The following is a 20,572-nucleotide window of genomic DNA, read 5'->3' as shown; positions in this document are numbered from 1 at the left end:
TAGTTCTTGCGTATAGTATAGTATATTTTACCGAATAAAGCAAGTCATAAATAGAATTTTTTATAAAATTATCAAATTTTCGACAGTAATGTATTCATCTGGTTGTATAGTTCGTCTTTTGTTGCTGCACCAAGAATAACAGCCACATACTCCTTGTGATGGCTGTCCTGGACGAGCACTACCAGGTTATATCCGGCTGTATTTGTATGACCTGTTTTTCCGCCAATGACAGTAATGCCGTCTGGCGGCGTATAAGCACCTACCAGATACTGATTAGTGCTATTAAAGTTCTTCGTCACATTCTCTCCTGCTGCATTCGTGTAATAGCACAGAAAAGATCCACGCGCTATAATATCGCGAAACGTCGGATACTTTAAGCATTCCTGAAACATCAAATAAACATCATATACTGAAGAATAATGTTTAGACTGTGTCAGTCCTGTCGGATTGGCAAAATGTGTATGACTAGTCATCAGTTCCTTGCTTTCCTGATTCATCATATCTACAAATGCTTCCTGTGATCCTGCAACAGCAATAGCAATATCAATAGCAGCATCGTTTCCAGAATAGATAAGTGCTGCACTCAGCAAACTTGAAAGCATCATCTTATCGCCCTGCTCAAAACCACAAAGAACAGCACTGCTCTCAAGTCCCTCCGGAGTATACGAAATAGTTACTTCCTGACTTAAATCAGCATATTTCATAGCAAGAAGAGCCGTCATAATTTTTGTGATACTTGCAATTTCGCGCTCATCATTTGCATTTTTGCTGTACAATGTTTTCTGATCTGTAATATTAAATAATGCACCAGCCGGCGCTTCTATGTCATTTTCAGAAAATTCATCTTCATTTTCTATTACACACAAATCTGCTGCAGCTCCATCCATTTTTGACAGCTTATCTTTTGATGTCATAAGAGTATCTAAATGAGTACCAAAGCTATCAAGAAGGGCTGGAGAGGATTTGCCGCAGCCTGCTCCCACACTAGCGGCACTGCACATTAAAAGCACTGCCGCCAGCGTGTAAATGAACCGTTTTTTTCTCATGAACGGTATGCCTCTCTCCACTCTAAGTCACCAGAGTCAAGTGAACGAATCAAAAGCTCTGCCGTTGCCAAATTAGTTGCCAGCGGAATGCTGTAAATATCACAAAGATGAAGCACTGTCTGTACTCTCCTTGTATTGGTTGGGCTCACTTCGTTTGGATCACGAAAGTAAAATACCAGATCCATGCTATTATTTTCAATCTGAGATGCAAACTGCTGTGCACCGCCTAACGATCCCTCAAGAAACTTATTGACAGTCAATGTCGTTGCCTCCTCTATCAGTCTTCCTGTTGTTCCTGTTGCATAAAGGCTGTGCTTATTCAGAATGCCTCTGTATGCGATGCAGAAATTCTGCATCAGTTTCTTTTTGGAATCATCTGCTATAAAACCGATATTCATTTTGATACCTCCACTATAATAGTTACTTTGTAAAACTTATCAGAACACTTTCATTTTTCTGTGCATACTTATGTTCAGCATAATTCCCATCATAATATACGTGCTTATCAGTGAACTCATTCCTGCGCTGATAAATGGAAGCGGTGTTCCCGTATTTGGAAGAAGCAGCATGGCTACTCCCATATTGATAAAACACTGGATTAACAAAATTGTGACAAATCCGCTTGCAAGAAGTTTTCCCTCAAGATCAGGACTTCGTCCTGCAACCCTTAGGCCTTCAATAAATAAAAGCAGATATATCAATATAATAAATGCACTTCCTGCAAAACCCAGTTCTTCTCCTACAACAGCAAAAATGAAGTCACACTGTTCCTCTGAAAGAAAATTTCCATTCTTAACAGATTCATAAGTAGAATTATTTAATCCTTTTCCCAAAAGCTGACCGCCGCCAATAGCCATAACTGAGTTTAACTGCTGACGCGTCTGATCAGGGTAATCCTCTGGAAAGAAATATGAGTTAATACGGTTTACCTGATATTGCTGAAGGATATCCTTCTCAATAAACCAGTTGAGTGTCTTTTGCTCAGGCTCATAAATACAAAACAAAAGTGCGCCCACAAAAACAGCTACTACACCAAGAACACCGCCTACCCACTTCCAACTTATTCCTGTCACAAAAACCATTGCAACAAGCGCAAAAACGATAATCATTGACGTAGATAAATCTGGCTCTACATAAATCAGATACACTGTTATGCCCGTCAAGGCAAAATATCCAATAAGATACAGCACATTGTTTATATGTTTTTGGATACGTGTAAGCACAAAGACTGCCATCAAAACGACTGCAACCTTCGAAAACTCAGACGGCTGAATCGTACCAAACCCCGGTAGATGCATCCATCGGTTTGCATTACTGATATTTAACGGATTGATGTATTTTACATAGATTAAAAGTGCCATGCTGATCACGTAAAATACAATTGAATATTTAATCAGCTTATGGTAATCAATACATGTCAGAATCATCATAAGAACAAGTCCTATGACCATTCCAAGGATCTGCTTTTGTGTTGTTGTAATCATACCTGTCACAGCTTCATTCTGTGTTGCACTGTGCACCATAAATATACCAATGATACTCAGTATCAGCGCATATATGATGATTTTAAAATTAAGATTGCTCAGATGCAGGTTTTGTCCTGTTTTTCTCTTGCGCATGCCGACAGACCATTCCTTTCTTTATCTCTATCTGCTTTTTTTGACTGCTGAAAGCTCCGTCACGGTAAATAAAAGAATTTTACCGGCATTTCGCTTCAGATACAGACAGATGTTTTTTTCAGATACCGGCAGATATTTTGAAATAGTTTTTGTAATATCATGCTCCATACAGCTTAATGTCTCTGGAGTGCACTGCGTATGCTCCTCAAGCATCATTTGTATCAGCCGCTCCTTCGCTGTCTTTCCAGAGCGAACTGCCTGACTTTGTAATGAATGCCTGACCATATTACTTTATTTTCCTTTCTTTTCCAAAATACTTTTCAGCCTTTTTATCAATCCCTTCGATACAGACGGCTGTGCAACCGGAATATCTTCACCCATAATTCTTCGACAGATATCAACAAATATCTGCCCTAACGGTGAATCCTTTCCGGCAACCGGCTCTCCGTTATTACTGGAAATGACAATCTCTTCCTCATCCGTCACCGCACCAATAATAGGAACGGTTAATATTTCCTGAATGTCTGAAAGTGACATCATGTCGCCTCTTGCTACCAGATCTGGACGAATGCGGTTAATAATCATCTCAATCTTTTCCATCCCATCCGCTTCAAGAAGTCCCATTACGCGATCTGCATCACGAATTGCAGATACTTCTGGCGTTGTGACAACAATAGCTCTTGATGCTCCTGCCACGGCATTTTTAAAGCCTTGCTCAATGCCAGCCGGACAGTCCAGAATCACATAATCAAACTCCTCTGTCAATTCCTGCGTCAGCTTTTTCATCTGCTGCGGCGTCACACTCGATTTGTCTCTCGTCTGTGCCGACGGCATCAGATACAGGCCCTGATGATTTTTGTCTTTGATCAGCGCCTGCTTTATCCGACAGCCTCCCTCTACTACATCCACAAGATTATATACAATGCGGTTTTCCAGTCCCATCACAACATCAAGATTTCGAAGACCAATATCGGTATCAATCAAAACAACTTTATTTCCAAGAAGGGCAAGGCCACAGCCAAGATTTGCAGCCACTGTCGTTTTTCCTACACCGCCTTTTCCTGATGTCACAACAATCACTTCACTCATGATATTCCCAAACCTTTCTGATCCTCTCTCTTATCCCTGTCTTCTGTAGCTTACATCAGTCACTGTACGTAGCTGACTCTCCAAGTGTATTGTAGGATTTATCCAGAATGTCTTCCATATCAATGTAGCCAAAGTAATACTGATAAATGTAACGGCAAACTACTGCGGCATTGTATGCCATGTAACCATGCGGGATAGCAACCGTTACGGAAATCTTTGGATCGTTGTACGGACCATATGAAATGAAGGTTGCGTGGTTCGCACGTGAAAGATTCTCCTGTGCGGAACCAGATTTTCCAGCAATGTCGATCTGCAAACCGGTAAACGCACCTGCCGCTGTACCAGCCGCATGGACAACTCGGTACATACCTTCCCTCATGACATCGTAGGTTGACTGTGAGATGCCCTCGATCTGCTCGCCCTCTGGGATGAGTTCTTCAATCACATTTCCGTTTGCGTCACAGATTTTGCTTAACAGACGGAATGTATAAAGTTTACCGTCCGTTGCAAGTGCGGTCACATAGCGCGCCAGACTGATCGCAGTCATGTTGTTTGTACCCTGTCCAATTGCAGATGTCGCCGGGTATTCTGTTGAAATCTGTGACAGATTTTCTGCGACTTCCACACCGCTCTTCTCACCAAACCCGTACTTTTCGGCGTATTTGCGAAGCATTGCAAGACCACGCTCCGCGTCATATTCTCCGTTTTCATTTAAGCTTAAACGGTAGCCAACTTCATAAAAATAGAAGTTGCACGACTGCTCAATAGCCCCCACTGTGTTTAACGGGCCATGCTCACCGCCAGTCTCTCGAGCGATCCAGCATCGCGGATGATCCAACTTGTCGAAAGTACCAATACAGTTAATATACTCTGAGCTGTCAATTACGCCCTCCTCGAGTCCTGCACTTGTCGTAACAAGCTTGTAAACAGAACCTGGCGCAATTCGTACCTGCGTCGCCTTATCATACAGCGGCTCTGACTGATCATTAATAAGCTTATTCCAATATTCAGCATCAACTGTTCCAGAAAGCTTGTTCAAATCATAGCCTGGGTAAGATACCATTGCTAACAGCTCTCCTGTCGTCGTATCAGTTACAATCGCAGAACCACTGCACGGATCAAGCGCGATCTGCGCCGGCGTCAGCTCAGTATTTCCAATTTTCTCACGAATAAAGGTAAATGCAGTCTGCGCATCTCCATTTTGAAGTTCTTCATAGGACGCATTGTCGGCATCTAAGATGCCCTGATCAATCAACGCCAGGCAAACCAGATTACCTGAAAGCTGCTCATTATGAATCATCTTTTTATATACAAGTTTACGAAAACCACTGTCAGCTGAAAGATTTTCTTCACAGAAGGATAGGATCTGGCTCATAACCTGGCTGGAATCCGAGTATGCAGACTCCGCACCAAGCTTTGAGGAATCAATCCATCCCTTTGAAATCACATATGACAGGAAATCATAAAATGAAATCTCTGTATTTTTCCATGCGAGGAAGGTCTCATCTGAGGTATCAATCTCACTTGCGGTAATAACCCCCTTTTCTCGTAAAAAGGTATAGACATATTCCATGTAGTCTTGCATGTCTTCTGTCAACTCAGACTGAATCGTTGCACCCGGTACCATTTCCTCCAAAATATGACGAATAGCAAGTGTGGACTCTCCCTCATACAAGGAAAGAATCTGTTTTTCGGCCTCGGAAGCACCATCATCTGAAAAATGCTTTTCATCTAAAATATTGTTGTTAAACATCTGATAGTAAACATCTTTTACCGAAATCTGGAACTCGCTTGCAAGTGTTGAATCATCTGCCTCGAAATCCTCGATTGTAAGCTTTCCGACAAGGACATCCGCAAGACGCTGCTCCACAATATGATACACGGCAACCTGCAGATCATGGTCAATAGTCAGGTATACATCATTTCCGCGAACCGATGGCTCACTGTCGATTGTATCAAGAATCTGACCAACATTGTTTAAATATACAGTATCGTTGCCCTTTGTTCCTGCAAGTTCACTCTCGTAATACTGCTCGAGTCCATCCTTTCCGACCATATCCGTTGCCTCATAGGTGGAATCGCTCTCCTGAAGTGTCTCAAGCTCCTGTGTACTCGGCTTTCCTGTATAACCAAGAATATTTGAAAAATACACGCCATCCGGATAAACACGGCGCTCTGACTGCTCCACCTCGACTCCGAGCAGCTGCTGTTGATTTTCAAGAATTGCTGCCTGAAGCTCTGGCGAAATATCAGAACAAATAGTGGTAGACTTATACTTTGCGTAAGTTGTCAGACGCATAGCATATCGTATATTGCAGATTGCCAGTGCATCTTCCTTGCTGATCGTTTCGGCATTCTCCCATCTTGTTGTAAAATTATAGGAAACCTTCATAAGACGTTTCATTACAGTCTCTGCGTCATAAGTGTAGACATCCTCACCTTCCTTACTTTTTTCTTCAATGTAGGAAGTTCCATATACATCGCGAATAAGCTGACGGATCGCACTATCCTTTCCACTGTAAGCAAACTGCCCATCATCATCAATAATCACAGGAAGTTCTGTCACAATGGTTCCATCATATTTTTTCACAATTTCAATCAGGCGAAGAAGCATCTCATTGAAATCACCGTTTGCCTTTGTATATTCGCTAGTATCTTTTACAGTCAGGTTATAGACTGCCTCATTTCCGGCAAGGACGACTCCATTTCTGTCGTAGATAGTACCTCTTGTAGCAGTTGTCGTAATCTCCTTTTTGGTGCGGGAAACGTATGAATCATAATAAGCTGCTCCATCCAGAATCTGGAGCTGGAACAGCCTCACCACCAGGACTGCCAGAAAAAGCGTGCACACAATACCAAGCCAGAAAATTCTGGATCTTAATGTATTTTTTACCCATTCCCTGAATAAATCCCAATATTCCTTAAGCAAATCTCTTTTCTCCTTTTTTCTCTGCCTCTGTCAGATGTCTGTCAACCGTCATGATCACACCATATACTATAATCGTAGCGATTGCTGTCATCAACAGCTCCGGAAGTGCCAGATTTTTAATATAGTCTGCAATATTTACCCGGCCGAATAATAGGAAGCTGAATACATAAATATAAACACTGTAAATCAGCTCATTGGCACTGCATAACAAAACAGGCATCACAACCATATCATGCGCCAGCACCCTTGTAAAAATGCCATTGAAATAGCCAATATAAATAAAGATAAGCGTATAATACCCCAGTACACCTCCGCTGAATGAATCCAGCAAAAGACCGCACCCAAGTCCTGTAAGCATTCCCCACATCCTGCCCTTTAAAAAGCCAACTGAAAATGTGACAATTAACAACAGATTGGGCGCTGCAGTCAAAATTGGAATAATCCTTGTAAAATTTGACTGCAGCATAAAACAACTGACGGCAAGTACTATACATAAAACAACTCTGAGTATCTTAATCTTCATCTGTTTTTTTCTCCATCCTTTGTTTACTCTGCAGACTGCTTCTGTGTCGTAACTACAAGCACGTTGCGTATGTGTTTGAAATCCGCTGCCGGCTTCAAATAACCAGATGCAGCCAGCCCATTTTCATCCACAGTAACATCCTGCGCATAGCCAATAACAAGTCCTGGAAGATAGCGGTCTGAAATATTGGATGTAACAATTACATTGTCTCTGCTGATATTAAAATCGGTATCCATATACTGAAGCTTCAAAAGACCATGCTCCTTCATATAAGGAAGATCACCGGTAACAACACAGGCATCTCCTGTTGTAGACTGCATTGCACTGACATTTACATTATCATTGATAATCGAAGTCACAACTGCATGACCCTTTGCTATATCCGATATGTAACCGACAAGTCCGCCGCCTGAAAGTACATTCATGCCTACTTCAAGGCCATCATCTGTACCTTTGTCTATCGTAAATGTAGAGAACCAGTTTCCTGTCATATCAGAAAAGATCACAGTTGCCCCAACAGTATCATAATCGGCATACTCACTTTTGAGTTCAAGAAGTTCTCTCATATCCTGATATTCCTGAATCTTCTGATCATAAGAAACCATCTGCTCTTTGAGTTCTTTATTTTCATCTTCAAGCGACTCAATCTTTGCCATCGCCTCCTCTTTGCTCAGTCGTTCCTGATCAAAATTAAAGAAAATACTGCCAAGCTTGTTAACACCCTTCTGCACCGGAACAGTGATTGCCCCTGCTACCTGTCCGACTGACACGATGTTTTCTTTTTTGATGTAATAATACCCCATAGAAATCACACAGCACGCCGTCAATATAAAAAGGATCAGCTGCGGTCTTCTTGTAAAAGGCATTTTTACATTGCTGTTTTGATTGCTGCTTTTCATGAAATATATCCTCGTTCTTTTAAACTGATAAATCTGCCGTCACCAATGATGATATGATCAAGCAAAGGGATGGCGGTAAGCTCTCCCGCCTTTTGAATCTGCCGCGTCACCGCAACATCTTCCGCGCTCGGGGTTGGATCTCCGCTGGGATGATTGTGAATCAATATAATTTTGACTGCCTGATAACGAAAGGCCTCAATAAAAACCTCTCTCGGTGACAAAATTGTCTGATTCACTGTACCTTTAGTCAGCACCAGATCGCGAATCAGTGCTCCCTTATTATTTAAGAACACAAGAAGTACCTGTTCCTGACGCTCATCTTTGAGACGGTTCATATAATAGTTTCCGACTGCCTGAGGACTGTCCAACACAATCCCCTGCTGTCTTGACGCACTAAGACGCCTTGACAGCTCACCAATACACTGAAGCTGTATTGCCTTTACCTTTCCGATTCCGCGTATCTTAGTCAACTGAGCTACAGTCATAGACACAAGCCCTGAAAGACTTTCTATCGCAAGAAGCCTTGAGGCAAGCTCAAGAGAATTTTCGCCAACGCTTCCTGTTCTTAAAATCACGGCAAGCAGTTCGGCATTGTTCAGTGCACCAGCGCCCTGCTCCATACACCTTTCGTACGGTTGGATATCTTTGGGCAGCTGCTTTGAAATATCATGTTTCATAATCGTTCCTTACTTCCAGGTATCGAAACCATTATGAACTTATTTTATCACAATTCTTTTTTAAAGTATAGAAGAAATTTTCGAATATTAACAAATCCGTATGTCAAAAGCCGACAGTTCCTGCTCTGACATACGGAAATTTCTTATAAAGTGACAATACCTGCCTGAACCAGTTTTTCAAGTGCCATCATAATTCCATACTTTGCATGATACCAGGTAAGACCTCCCTGGAAATAAACTGCATATGGCTCCTTTAGAGGACCATCTGCACTCAGCTCAATCGAAGAACCCTGGATAAATGCACCGGCTGCCATAATAACCTGTGAATCATAGCCTGGCATATCCCATGGTTCTGGTGTTACATAGCTGTCAACCGGAGCTGCTGCCTGAATACCCTGACAAAATGCGATCAGCGCCTCAGGCTTTTTAAGTGTAACAGCCTGAATAATATCGTATCTAGGCTCTGTACCGTTTGGAATTACATCATAACCTAATTTTTCAAATACGTTTGCTGCAAAAACTGCTCCCTTAAGCGCACCTGCCGCTACTGTCGGTGCCAGGAAAAATCCCTGATAGAATGACGGAAGAACGCCCAAAGATGCACCAACCTCCTGACCAAGTCCCGGAGCACTAAGACGATATGCACACTGCTCAATACATGCTGCTGTTCCGCAGATATAACCGCCAATCGGTGCTAATCCGCCGCCTGGATTTTTAATAAGAGAACCAACTGTCATATCTGCCCCAACATCAGATGGCTCAATTTCTTCGATAAATTCACCATAACAATTATCTACCATACAGATCACGTCTGGCTTAATTGACTTGATGAATGAAATCAGCTCACCGATACGCTCAACTGAAAGTGTCGGTCTTGTCTGATATCCCTTAGAACGCTGAATAGTTGCTACTTTTGTCTTCTCATTGATTGCAGCGCGAATACCTTCCCAGTCAAAGCTGCCATCACTAAGCAGATCTACCTGGCGATATGAAATATTATATTCTCTAAGAGAACCAACAGACTGACGGATTCCAATTACCTCTTCAAGCGTATCATATGGTTTTCCCACAGGTGAAAGCAGCTCATCGCCTGGACGAAGATTTGCAGAAAGTGCAAGCGCAAGCGCATGTGTTCCACATGTAATCTGTGGACGAACCAATGCCGCCTCTGTGTGGAATGTATCAGCATATACCTGCTCTAACGTTTCTCTTCCCATATCGTTGTATCCATATCCAGTTGTTGCTGCAAAGCAAGCTTCACTTACATGATTTTTTTGCATTGCACCAAGCACCTTCATCTGATTCTGCTCTGCAACTTTATCAATCTCGCAGAAACGTTCTTTAAGATCCTGCTCGATTTTCTCACAAAATTCATACGTCTTTTCACTAATCCCCATGGACAGGTAAGTTTCTTTCATTGTCATTTTTCTTTCTCTCTTTTCTATTTTTACTCTATTTTTGATGCGGCATGTAAATTGTTTACACACTGCTCTGTCAATATGTTTATAACATCTTCGTTTTTTGCTCCATCAATATCAAGCCATGTTACATCGCGTTCTCTGCGAAACCAGGTAAGCTGACGTTTTGCAAAATGTCTCGTTGACTGCTTAATTTGACTTACCGCATCATCTAATGTACACTCGCCATCAAGATATGATAAAAGTTCCTTATAGCCAAGTCCCTGCATTGAGACATAACTTCTGTCATAACCCATCGCCTTTAATGTTTCCACTTCCTTAAGCAGTCCCTGCTCCATCATCTGATCCACACGCAGATCAATTCGGCGATACAGCTCTGCGCGATCTCTGTTCAGGACAAAATAGCAGAAATTGTATGGTGACTCTTTCTGGCGCTGTTTCTCATTATGTTCTGAGATTGGACGGCCTGTCAATTTAAAATATTCCAGTGCACGAATCAAACGCTTCGTATTATTTGCATGAATTGCCTCTGCCGATGCAGGATCAACGTTTCGCACTTGCTCTAACAGCCATTCATTTCCAAGCTCTTTTGTCTTATCTTCAAGCTGTGTACGGTACGCAGTATCCTCGCATGTATCTTCAAAATCAATATCATACAAAAGTGCCTGAATATAAAATCCAGTTCCGCCTACCACAAGCGGAATATGACCATTAGCATAAATTTTTTCCATTGCCGCCTTTGCCATCTGCTGAAAGCGCACTACGGAAAATTCATCACCTGGCAGCAGCTCATCCACAAGATAATGAGGAACGCCCTGCATCTCATCAGGCATAATTTTTGCAGAACCAATGTCCATATATTTATAAACCTGCATAGAATCTGCACTAATTATCTCGCAGCCAAGCGATTTTGCCAGTCCAATTGAGGCGCTTGTTTTTCCCACAGCCGTTGGACCGGTCAATATAATAAGTGGTTTCTTATTTTCTATCATATTTTATTCCTACCTATTGCTCGTTGCAGTTTATTGTTTGCTATTCAAAACTATACAATCACACAATTCTCTTAAACTTTTTTTCAAGTTCATATTTAGTCATCGTGATAATCGTTGGTCTTCCATGAGGACACGCATACGGATTTTCAAGTGTCAATAGCTGTGACACAAGCGCATCTGCCTCTTTAAACGAAATCTTCTGACCTCCCTTAATAGCTGCCTTACACGACATCGACGCAAGCTTTGATGCAATCAGTTCGGATGGCTGCATGCTTCCTCTATCCTCAAGATCAGACAGCATCTCCAAAAACAGATCCTTTTCATTGATTCCATAAAGATTTGCCGGAATCTCACTGATTGCATACTCGCGCCCGCCGTATGGTTCAATTGTAAAACCAATGCGTTCAAATTCACTTTTAAATTCTTCTAAAATCGCTTCCTCTGCCCTTGTCAGTGAAATAACCATCGGCGGACTCACAAATTGAGTAATACGCTCCTTTTTGCGGTATGCTTCCATAAGCCGCTCATAGTTTACCTTTTCATGTGCGGCATGCTGATCCATTATATAAAGTTGATTTCCATACTGAATCAGCCAGTATGTATCAAACAGCTGTCCAATCAGACGATGATGGATTCTTGCCTTCTCCGACAATAACGGCTCCGTAAACAGCGTTTGCTGTTCTGGTTTTTCTAATTTTTGTTCTGGCTGAGTAGGCATCTGATTAACAGTTTGAGATACATCCTGTCCAATACGTTTGTGTATTCCAGAGGCAGATTCCCACTTCGAATCAGAATCCTTTATTGTCTGCTTTTTTTCTGCCTTATATTCGCAAACAGGCTCAGAAAGTTTTGACGACACTTTTGGCTGTTCTTCGTTTCTTGGCAGCTTTTGTTCACTCTGAGTTTTATGTTCTGCTGATGGCTTTTGTTCATTTTGAGTTTTATGTTCTGCAGGTGGCGGTGGAATAATCTCCTTCATCGCCTGAAGACGTCTCTGCTCAAAAGGCTCTGGCAGCTTTTGCTTTTCCTGCACCTTCTTTTCTGCCTTGCCATCATCACTTACATCAGGAATAAATTCTTTGCCGCGAAGTGTATTTTCAATTGCGCCTGCTAACAGCTCATAGATTTCATTTTCCTGCTGAAAGCGCACTTCCATCTTCGCCGGATGAACATTTACATCAATAAGCTCCGGCTTAATTTTAATATGAAGCACTGTAAACGGATAACGATGCTGCATCATAAATGGCTTATACGCCTGCTCAATTGCAGCAGCAATCAAACGACTTTTTACAAAACGGCCATTTATATAATAGTTTTCAAAAGTTCTATTTCCTCTTGAAATAATTGGCTTGCCAATATAACCTGTCACTGCGAATAGAGGACACTCATAGTTGATCTCTAACACATTAGATGAAATTTCTCTTCCATAAATTGTATAGATCAAATCCTTCAAGCGACCATTTCCACTCGTATAAAGCTTATTCTGTCCGCCATTTATAAAGCGCATAGATATATCCGGACGAAGCATAGCCATGTTTTCCATCAGCTGATTGATATAATTTCCCTCTGTAGCTGCTGTCTTTAAAAACTTCTTTCTGGCAGGCACATGGTAAAATAAATTGCGCACGAGAATTGTTGTGCCGTCTGGTGCACCTATCTGTGTTAAACTTTTTTCTTCTCCGTCTTCAATCTGGTAGGAAATGCCAAGCATTGCTTCAGGCGGTTTTGAAATGAGCTCCACCTGTGCGATAGCTGCAATACTCGAAAGTGCCTCACCACGAAAGCCAAGTGAACCAATATCTAACAAGTCATCAATTGTATGAAGCTTACTCGTTGCATGACGCAAAAAAGCTTTACGCACCTGATCCTTTTCAATTCCGCAGCCATTATCGGTAATGCGAATAAAGCTGATTCCACCATCTTTGATTTCCACAGTAATCGCTGTTGCTTTCGCATCAATAGCATTTTCCAACAGCTCCTTTACAACAGAAGATGGTCTGTCAATAACCTCTCCTGCTGCAATCTGATTAATCGTTGCCTGATCGAGCAATTGTATTTCGGGCATTGCAGACCTCCTTTGTATGTTTTTAATTTTTATATTTTTGATGCTTCCCACGGATTGCTACGCAGCTTCGCTGCTCTCGCAATCCTGCTTTCATTCGGATTCGCAGATTTACTTCGTAAATCGCTGCCATCCTATTTTTATATCTTTGATACTTCCCACGGATTGCTGCGCAGCTTCGCCGCTCTCGCAATCCTACTCCCATTCGGATTCGCTGATTTACTTCGTAAATCGCTGCCATCCTCATGGGAGTGCAGGTTCCAAGCTCAGATATGATTTCCTGCAAGCAGGAATCAATCTGAGTTTGGAACCTTGGAAGCATCAAATGCGATTTTTTAGTGTTGCCTGCATACGATACAGCGTATTAAGCGCATCGAGTGGCGTCATGTTTGCAATTTCTAGTTTTTTGATTTCCTCTATTATAGAATCATCTTTTACTGTATCAAAAAGTGTCAGCTGATTTGCATCTACTTCATCTGGGCGTGATACGCGCTTTTTAGATGGTGTTGACTGCATCTGGGCAATCTCTCTTGCACGAGCGGCAATGTCAGCATCAGTCAGTTCCTCAACCAGTTCCTTTGCACGGTTTATAACGCGATCTGGAACACCTGCCAGTTTTGCAACCTGGATTCCATAGCTTCTATCTGCACCACCCTTAACAATCTTTCGCAAAAAGACAATATCGTCACCCTGCTCCTTCACGGCAATGCAATAATTATTTACACCATTTAATGCGCCTTCAAGCTCCGTCAGCTCATGGTAATGCGTTGCAAACAGCGTTTTTGCACCAAGCTGTCTGGTATCCGCGATATATTCTACAACTGCCCACGCAATGCTCATACCATCATATGTACTAGTTCCGCGTCCGATTTCATCAAGAATAATCAGACTCTTTTTTGTCGCATGACGAAGGATGTTCGCCACCTCATTCATCTCTACCATAAAGGTACTCTGACCAGATGCCAAATCATCAGAAGCACCTACTCTTGTAAAAATACGATCACTTATACAGATATTAGCCGATTTTGCAGGAACAAAGCTTCCAATCTGTGCCATAAGCGCAATCAATGCGACCTGACGCATATAAGTCGACTTTCCAGCCATATTCGGACCTGTAATAATCGAAATGCGATTCTTTCCATTATCAAGCAGCACATCATTTGCTACAAACATATCATTTGGAATCATCTGCTCAACAACAGGATGACGGCCATTTTTAATGTCAAGAATTCCTCTTTCGTTAATCTGCGGTTTAACATAATTCTGACGTTCCGCAACAAAAGAAAGAGATGCGATAACGTCAAGAAGCGCAACTGCACGCGCTGTTTTCTGAATACGTTCTACCTGCGATGCCACACGATCTCGCACATCACAGAACAATTCATACTCAAGCGCTGCCAGCTTATCCTCAGCACCAAGAATTAAATCCTCAAGCTCTTTTAACTCCTGCGTGATAAAGCGTTCTGCATTTGTAAGTGTCTGCTTTCTTGTATAATCATCAGGAACCATGTCCTTAAAGGAATTGGTTACTTCAATATAATAGCCAAACACCTTATTGTAACGCACGCGCAATGTCTTAATTCCTGTGCGCTCACGCTCCTTTGCCTCTAGCTCTGCCAGCCAGTTCTTTCCCTCTGTCTTTGAACGGCGAAGCTTATCTACATCCTCATTATAGCCATCCTTAATGATTCCTCCCTCTCTGATAACAAGCGGCGGATCCTCTATAATGGCACTGCTGATTAATGCTTCCAAATCGTCCAGAGTATCTAGTTCATCATACAATTCTTTCAGCAATGATCCCTTAAAATCAGCTAACTGCTGCTTAATCGGCGGCAGCATGCGAAGTGATGCCGCAAATGCCAAAAGATCTCTTGGATTTGCTGTCTTATAACTGATACGGCCTGCCAAACGCTCCAGATCATAAACCGGCTGCAAATACTCGCGAATTTCTTCTCTTGTCACATATTCGTTTAGCAGTTCTTCAATCGCTTCCTGTCTTTTTAAAATTCTCGCGCGATCAATAAGTGGCTGCTCAATAAAGCTTCGAAGAAGCCTTGCTCCCATCGCTGTCTTTGTCTTATCAAGCACCCAAAGCAAACTTCCGCGTTTTTCTTTTTCTCTAAGTGTCTCTGTCAGTTCCAAATTGCGGCGTGTCGATGTATCCACAATCATATAACAGCCTGTCGTATATGGCTGAATATTTGTAATATGTGGCATTGTACTTTTCTGAGTATCATACAAATACTGCATCAAAGCACCTGCCGATATCATTCCAGAATCATAATCCTCCATACCAATTCCAAGAAGTGAAGTTGTATGAAAATGCTCCATTAAAATCTTCTTTGCATTGTCTTCCTTATAATACCAAGAATCTGGCGTTGACACCGTAAAATGCAGCCTGTCTTTTAGTTCATCCAGATTTTCTCCGCTTAATTCAAACAAATCATTGCATATCACCTCTGCCGGTGTAAACTTAAACAGCTCATCCTCTAACTGTTCTTTTGTCTTTAATTCTGTCAGATAAAATTCGCCTGTTGATACATCGCATGTACTTACTCCGTAAATGCCACCCACATAAGCGATTGACATAATGTAATTGTTCTTCGTTTCATCAAGTGCCTTATTATCACAAATTGTTCCCGGTGTCACCACACGGATAACCTCACGCTTTACAAGACCCTTTGCAAGCTTCGGATCTTCCATCTGCTCTGCAATGGCGACACGATAGCCTTTTTTTACTAAACGATCTATATAATTGTCGGCTGCATGAAAAGGAACTCCGCACATAGGTGCCCGTTCCTCTAGTCCGCATTCTTTTCCTGTTAACGTAATCTCCAGTGCCTTTGACGCAGTAATCGCATCATCAAAAAACATTTCATAAAAATCACCAAGTCTGTAAAATAAAATACAGCCAGGATACTGATCTTTTGTCTCAAAGTACTTCTGCATCATCGGCGACAGTTTCGCCCTGTTGATTTCCATTTACTTATGCCTCTCTTACTGTAAATTGTTGCTGTCCTTTTGCAAAACTGCACACAGTCTGATAGCGGCTATCGTAACCGTCAGCCGCTATCTCCTCTTATCTTATGCGTTATTCCACAAGCTCTCCCAAATAGTAAAAGCCTTTGGACTCTATCATTTTTACTTTGCAGATTGTTCCGATCAATGAACTATCTCCCTTAAAATGAACCACTGTGTTATTGCTTAGACGTCCTGATACCATAGATGGATCTTTCTCATTAACCTCTTCTACCAACACCTCAAGTGTTTTCCCAGTATCGCGGCTGCACTGAGTTGTCGCAATAGACTGAACAAGCTTTAACAGGCGGTCAAAACGATCCTTTACCACTTCCTCTGGTATCTGATCATCCATTGCAGCAGCTGGTGTTCCTGTACGCTTTGAATAAATAAAAGTAAATGCACTGTCATACTGCACCTTGCGTACTACATCCATTGTATCTTCAAAATCTTCCTCAGTCTCACCTGGGAAGCCAACAATAATATCTGTAGTCAAAGAAAGATCAGGAATTTCGCGGCGAAGCTTTGCTGCTAACTCCAAATACTGTTCCTTGTCATACTTTCGATTCATGAGCTTTAAAATACGACTGCTTCCAGACTGAAGCGGCAAATGTAAGTGACGACAAATCTTTTTGGAATTTTTCATCACTTCAATTAATTCATCTGACAGATCCTTCGGATGTGAGGTCATAAAACGAATCCAACGAAGTCCTTCGATCTGCTCTACCTGCTGTAAAAGCTGTGCAAATGTAATCGGATTATCAAGTGTCTTTCCATATGAATTTACATTCTGACCAAGAAGCATAACTTCTACTACACCATCAGCTACTAATTGCTTAATCTCCTTTATGATATCCTCTGGCTGTCTGCTTCTCTCTCTTCCGCGCACATATGGTACGATACAGTAACTGCAGAAATTGTTGCAGCCATACATGATGTTAACACCACACTTAAAGGAATATTTACGGACAGCAGGAAGATCCTCTACGATTTGATCAGTTCCTTCCCATACATCAATTACCTGTTCTTTTTTAGTAAATGTCTGATATAACAACTCTGCAAGCTTAAATATGTTATGAGTTCCAAATACAATATCAACAAAACGGTAGCTGCTGCGAATCTTTGCAACCTCATCTGGCTCCTGCATCATACAGCCGCAGATAGCAATCATACGGTGAAGTGCTTTCTTCTTTCTGCTCTGGTACATTCCTAAATGACCGTATACCTTCTGGTTTGCATTCTCACGCACAGTACAGGTATTCATGATCAAAAAATCAGCAGCCTTTTCATCATCAGTTTCCTCATATCCGATTTTTTCAAGAATACCAAGCAGTTTTTCAGAATCTTTCGCATTCATCTGGCAGCCAAAGGTAGTAATATGAACTGTTAAGTTTCTTCCTAACTCTTCTGACTTTCTTTTCACATACTCTCTGCTTTTTGCCATAAAATAGAGCTGTCTGTTTGGTTCCATCTCCGGTGCCAAGGTGTTTGTATCTACCATATTGATGTCAATTCCGGTTAAATCGGAAACGTTTCTCAAATCTATTAAATCCATGTTATTCCTTTCAAGGGTTGGTTGTTTTGACTTTTTTGCCCTTCAAATGGCAGAAAAAGATATATTGTATATTACACTCAGCAATTTAAAATGTCAAGGGGATTTCCTTTGTGACCAGGTTGGCTAACAAACGGCCCTTCGGCGAGTGACTTTGTCGGCGTCCCTTGTTCCCGCGGCGCCTTCTGCATAATTTTTATCTCATCGCCTGTTTAGCTCTCTGGTACTCTTTCTCTAACTGACTCTTAAATACTTCAATTTCAGCCGGTTTCATGCCTGGTTCAGCTGATGCACAGATATCAGGTGTTTCATTCGCCAGTATTTCTGTTGCCTCTGGCTGTTCTCTGTACATCTCATCATAATCATCCACCAACATATCTTCAAGGATGATTGAGAACTCGTAGATATCTTTCGGGGTGTTCTCAAGAAATTCCTCGATCTGCTCCATCATCTCTTTAAACACTTTCCCAAACCTCCTTTTATAAAAACTTTGATTTTTACAACTATTCAGATCCGCGCAATATTATTTACATCTAAATAATAACGCAATATTTAATTGATGTTGCACGCAACTTTCATTTCAATTCGTACCTCTACATGAGAGGTGACCAAGAGTGCTGGATTCTTTGCTTTTCCTGAATTATTTCAATTCACGCCTCTGCACGAGAGGCAACATAGATTTCAATACACACCTTCCTTGCAAAAGGTATTTCAATTCACGCCTCTACACGAGAGGCGACGCGCCAATGGTTTTCATCATGCCATCCTTCATTCCATTTCAATTCACGCCTCTACATGAGAGGCAACGGTTTTGGTCGAAACTTTGCCAATAGTCCAATCATATTTCAATTCGCGCCTCTACATGATAGGCAACGCGTTGCGACCATTGTTCAGATTGCCACCACGCCAAACATTTCAATTCACGCCTCTACATGAGAGGCAACGGAAGTAACTGATGGAGCAGTATCCTATGAATCATTTCAATTCACGCCTCTACATGAGAGGCAACCAATACCATTCGTATACATTTTCGTTTGATGCACAGATATTTCAATTCACGCCTCTACATGAGAGGCAACAGAACCACGGCTGAAAACTGTTGCGCCATTGATATTTCAATTCACGCCTCTACATGAGAGGCAACCGCCGCCAATCTTTGGCAATGATAGCCGGATACCCATTTCAATTCACGCCTCTACATGAGAGGCAACTTTTGGCGGTGGCCCAGGATTGGAAGAAAGTAGTATTTCAATTCACGCCTCTACATGAGAGGCAACGCCAAGACTGGAGTTGTGGTTGATGTTGTGTTATCTATTTCAATTCACGCCTCTACATGAGAGGCAACTTTTACAAAGTATTCAAACGGAAACGGACAACCAATTTCAATTCACGCCTCTACATGAGAGGCAACTGTTTTGCTTAACTCGCCAGTCTGATTATTTAGTATTTCAATTCACGCCTCTACATGAGAGGCAACGTCTTACGCACAAGGAAACGAACTTTTGATTTGGCATTTCAATTCACGCCTCTACATGAGAGGCAACGCGGCGTATCCACGCTTAATCCCGGTTATAAGTGATTTCAATTCACGCCTCTACATGAGAGGCAACTCCCAACGCCAGCTCATTTTCTTTCAGTGCCTTTATTTCAATTCACGCCTCTACATGAGAGGCAACGGAGAAGACGGTGCAGGCGCAGCAGGTGCTTACGTTATTTCAATTCACGCCTCTACATGAGAGGCAACCGATCAGACAGGCGTAAAGGTCCGCGATAGATTTATTTCAATTCACGCCTCTACATGAGAGGCAACGTAGTCTGGCCAGCAGAAATACAGCTGCAACCAATTTCAATTCACGCCTCTACATGAGAGGCAACTTTTACGGTGCCTGCTTCTGGTATATGGGCCTTATTTCAATTCACGCCTCTACATGAGAGGCAACATGTGTACGAACAGAACCTTCCAGTCGTGACGGATATTTCAATTCACGCCTCTACATGAGAGGCAACAATCACGACGGAGAATACGTCAGGGGAAACCGTATTTCAATTCACGCCTCTACATGAGAGGCAACCGGAGGCCAGTCATACCAGATCGGAAGCCGAAAACTATTTCAATTCACGCCTCTACATGAGAGGCAACTCATAGGATTCATCCTCGAAGTGTACTGTGCGACCAATTTCAATTCACGCCTCTACATGAGAGGCAACTCAAGCAATTGCTCTTTAATCTCACGCTGACGTTATTTCAATTCACGCCTCTACATGAGAGGCAACATGTGTACGAACAGAACCTTCCAGTCGTGACGGATATTTCAATTCACGCCTCTACATGAGAGGCAACCAGCATGAGGGGAGGTGAGGAACATGAGCCTGTATATTTCAATTCACGCCTCTACATGAGAGGCAACCGCGATGGCAGACGGAATCAGCAATGGTGCTGCATTTCAATTCACGCCTCTACATGAGAGGCAACTCTGACGCAGACCTCAACTCTGGTCGAGACTTCGCTATTTCAATTCACGCCTCTACATGAGAGGCAACTCGGAGGCAACCGGACTCGATCTGGCACGAACGTCTATTTCAATTCACGCCTCTACATGAGAGGCAACAAGGCCCCACAGGTATTCAAGAATGCCGTGAACAAATTTCAATTCACGCCTCTACATGAGAGGCAACCCGGTCGGGTATTGGATAAGGCAGTACCAGATCATTTCAATTCACGCCACGACATGAGAGGCAACCGGTCGG

General features: G+C 42.2%; 16 protein-coding genes and 1 CRISPR repeat array. All 16 genes read right to left on the bottom strand.

Annotated elements, in window-relative coordinates:
• Window positions 1-71: 71 nt before the first annotated feature.
• The 16 genes from LKD48_RS04950 to LKD48_RS04875 all read right to left on the bottom strand — a co-directional run bounded on the left by LKD48_RS04950 (window position 72) and on the right by LKD48_RS04875 (window position 18,287).
• Complete coding sequence (locus LKD48_RS04950; RefSeq protein ID WP_308731391.1) at window positions 72-1,046, bottom strand: D-alanyl-D-alanine carboxypeptidase family protein; 975 nt, start codon at window positions 1,044-1,046, stop codon at window positions 72-74.
• Window positions 1,043-1,444 (bottom strand): methylglyoxal synthase, encoded by a 402-nt coding sequence (locus LKD48_RS04945; RefSeq protein WP_066564330.1) that lies wholly within the window; start codon window positions 1,442-1,444, stop codon window positions 1,043-1,045. The genes LKD48_RS04950 and LKD48_RS04945 overlap by 4 nt, the downstream gene beginning before the upstream one ends.
• A gap of 39 nt (window positions 1,445-1,483) precedes the next feature.
• On the bottom strand, window positions 1,484-2,665 hold the full coding sequence (locus LKD48_RS04940) for an FtsW/RodA/SpoVE family cell cycle protein (RefSeq protein ID WP_308731390.1): 1,182 nt from the start codon (window positions 2,663-2,665) through the stop codon (window positions 1,484-1,486).
• A 27-nt stretch (window positions 2,666-2,692) separates the two neighbouring features.
• Entirely contained in the window at window positions 2,693-2,950 is a 258-nt protein-coding gene (locus LKD48_RS04935) for a cell division topological specificity factor MinE (RefSeq protein ID WP_308731389.1), read from the bottom strand.
• 6 nt (window positions 2,951-2,956) lie between these two features.
• Window positions 2,957-3,754, bottom strand: coding sequence for a septum site-determining protein MinD (minD, locus tag LKD48_RS04930; protein WP_118612876.1), 798 nt, complete (start codon window positions 3,752-3,754; stop codon window positions 2,957-2,959).
• Window positions 3,755-3,809: 55 nt separating this feature from the next.
• On the bottom strand, window positions 3,810-6,683 hold the full coding sequence (locus tag LKD48_RS04925) for a penicillin-binding transpeptidase domain-containing protein (RefSeq protein ID WP_308731388.1): 2,874 nt from the start codon (window positions 6,681-6,683) through the stop codon (window positions 3,810-3,812).
• Entirely contained in the window at window positions 6,676-7,206 is a 531-nt protein-coding gene (gene mreD / locus LKD48_RS04920) for a rod shape-determining protein MreD (protein WP_118612873.1), read from the bottom strand. Before mreD ends, LKD48_RS04925 begins: the two co-directional genes overlap by 8 nt.
• Before the next feature lie 23 nt (window positions 7,207-7,229).
• On the bottom strand, window positions 7,230-8,105 hold the full coding sequence (gene mreC, locus LKD48_RS04915) for a rod shape-determining protein MreC (RefSeq protein WP_118612872.1): 876 nt from the start codon (window positions 8,103-8,105) through the stop codon (window positions 7,230-7,232).
• Complete coding sequence (gene radC, locus LKD48_RS04910) at window positions 8,102-8,782, bottom strand: RadC family protein (RefSeq protein ID WP_118612871.1); 681 nt, start codon at window positions 8,780-8,782, stop codon at window positions 8,102-8,104. The genes mreC and radC overlap by 4 nt, the downstream gene beginning before the upstream one ends.
• Window positions 8,783-8,925: 143 nt before the next feature.
• Window positions 8,926-10,200 carry a methionine gamma-lyase family protein gene (locus LKD48_RS04905; RefSeq protein WP_308731441.1) on the bottom strand — a complete coding sequence of 425 codons (1,275 nt, stop codon included), beginning with the start codon at window positions 10,198-10,200 and terminating at the stop codon, window positions 8,926-8,928.
• A 29-nt stretch (window positions 10,201-10,229) separates the two neighbouring features.
• Complete coding sequence (miaA, locus tag LKD48_RS04900) at window positions 10,230-11,192, bottom strand: tRNA (adenosine(37)-N6)-dimethylallyltransferase MiaA (RefSeq protein ID WP_308731387.1); 963 nt, start codon at window positions 11,190-11,192, stop codon at window positions 10,230-10,232.
• A gap of 58 nt (window positions 11,193-11,250) precedes the next feature.
• Complete coding sequence (gene mutL / locus LKD48_RS04895; protein ID WP_308731386.1) at window positions 11,251-13,257, bottom strand: DNA mismatch repair endonuclease MutL; 2,007 nt, start codon at window positions 13,255-13,257, stop codon at window positions 11,251-11,253.
• 22 nt (window positions 13,258-13,279) lie between these two features.
• Window positions 13,280-13,495 (bottom strand): hypothetical protein, encoded by a 216-nt coding sequence (locus LKD48_RS04890; RefSeq protein WP_308731385.1) that lies wholly within the window; start codon window positions 13,493-13,495, stop codon window positions 13,280-13,282.
• A gap of 80 nt (window positions 13,496-13,575) precedes the next feature.
• Entirely contained in the window at window positions 13,576-16,236 is a 2,661-nt protein-coding gene (gene mutS, locus LKD48_RS04885; protein WP_308731384.1) for a DNA mismatch repair protein MutS, read from the bottom strand.
• Window positions 16,237-16,345: 109 nt separating this feature from the next.
• The gene (gene miaB, locus LKD48_RS04880; protein ID WP_331466797.1) at window positions 16,346-17,827 is read right to left on the bottom strand and encodes a tRNA (N6-isopentenyl adenosine(37)-C2)-methylthiotransferase MiaB; all 1,482 of its coding nucleotides are present in this window, start codon (window positions 17,825-17,827) and stop codon (window positions 16,346-16,348) included.
• A 193-nt stretch (window positions 17,828-18,020) separates the two neighbouring features.
• Window positions 18,021-18,287 carry a hypothetical protein gene (locus tag LKD48_RS04875; protein WP_308731383.1) on the bottom strand — a complete coding sequence of 89 codons (267 nt, stop codon included), beginning with the start codon at window positions 18,285-18,287 and terminating at the stop codon, window positions 18,021-18,023.
• Window positions 18,288-18,401: 114 nt separating this feature from the next.
• Window positions 18,402-20,565: a CRISPR direct-repeat array (repeat unit 32 nt; unit sequence ATTTCAATTCACGCCTCTACATGAGAGGCAAC).
• Window positions 20,566-20,572: the final 7 nt, after the last annotated feature.

The sequence above is a fragment of the Anthropogastromicrobium aceti genome, assembly GCF_020687335.1.
GTDB lineage: Bacteria > Bacillota > Clostridia > Lachnospirales > Lachnospiraceae > Anthropogastromicrobium > Anthropogastromicrobium aceti.
The sequence above is the reverse complement of the archived record's forward strand: the minus strand, read 5'-3'. Positions and strand labels throughout refer to the sequence as shown.

What these genes read in the sequence shown, in the direction of transcription:
- LKD48_RS04950 (WP_308731391.1), bottom strand. Translation starts at nt 1,046, where the DNA reads ATGAGAAAAAAACGGTTCATTTACACGCTGGCGGCAGTGCTTTTAATG.
- LKD48_RS04945 (WP_066564330.1), bottom strand. Translation starts at nt 1,444, where the DNA reads ATGAATATCGGTTTTATAGCAGATGATTCCAAAAAGAAACTGATGCAG.
- LKD48_RS04940 (WP_308731390.1), bottom strand. Translation starts at nt 2,665, where the DNA reads ATGCGCAAGAGAAAAACAGGACAAAACCTGCATCTGAGCAATCTTAAT.
- LKD48_RS04935 (WP_308731389.1), bottom strand. Translation starts at nt 2,950, where the DNA reads ATGGTCAGGCATTCATTACAAAGTCAGGCAGTTCGCTCTGGAAAGACA.
- minD (WP_118612876.1), bottom strand. Translation starts at nt 3,754, where the DNA reads ATGAGTGAAGTGATTGTTGTGACATCAGGAAAAGGCGGTGTAGGAAAA.
- mreD (WP_118612873.1), bottom strand. Translation starts at nt 7,206, where the DNA reads ATGAAGATTAAGATACTCAGAGTTGTTTTATGTATAGTACTTGCCGTC.
- mreC (WP_118612872.1), bottom strand. Translation starts at nt 8,105, where the DNA reads ATGAAAAGCAGCAATCAAAACAGCAATGTAAAAATGCCTTTTACAAGA.
- radC (WP_118612871.1), bottom strand. Translation starts at nt 8,782, where the DNA reads ATGAAACATGATATTTCAAAGCAGCTGCCCAAAGATATCCAACCGTAC.
- LKD48_RS04905 (WP_308731441.1), bottom strand. Translation starts at nt 10,200, where the DNA reads ATGAAAGAAACTTACCTGTCCATGGGGATTAGTGAAAAGACGTATGAA.
- miaA (WP_308731387.1), bottom strand. Translation starts at nt 11,192, where the DNA reads ATGATAGAAAATAAGAAACCACTTATTATATTGACCGGTCCAACGGCT.
- mutL (WP_308731386.1), bottom strand. Translation starts at nt 13,257, where the DNA reads ATGCCCGAAATACAATTGCTCGATCAGGCAACGATTAATCAGATTGCA.
- LKD48_RS04890 (WP_308731385.1), bottom strand. Translation starts at nt 13,495, where the DNA reads ATGGCAGCGATTTACGAAGTAAATCAGCGAATCCGAATGGGAGTAGGA.
- mutS (WP_308731384.1), bottom strand. Translation starts at nt 16,236, where the DNA reads ATGGAAATCAACAGGGCGAAACTGTCGCCGATGATGCAGAAGTACTTT.
- miaB (WP_331466797.1), bottom strand. Translation starts at nt 17,827, where the DNA reads ATGGATTTAATAGATTTGAGAAACGTTTCCGATTTAACCGGAATTGAC.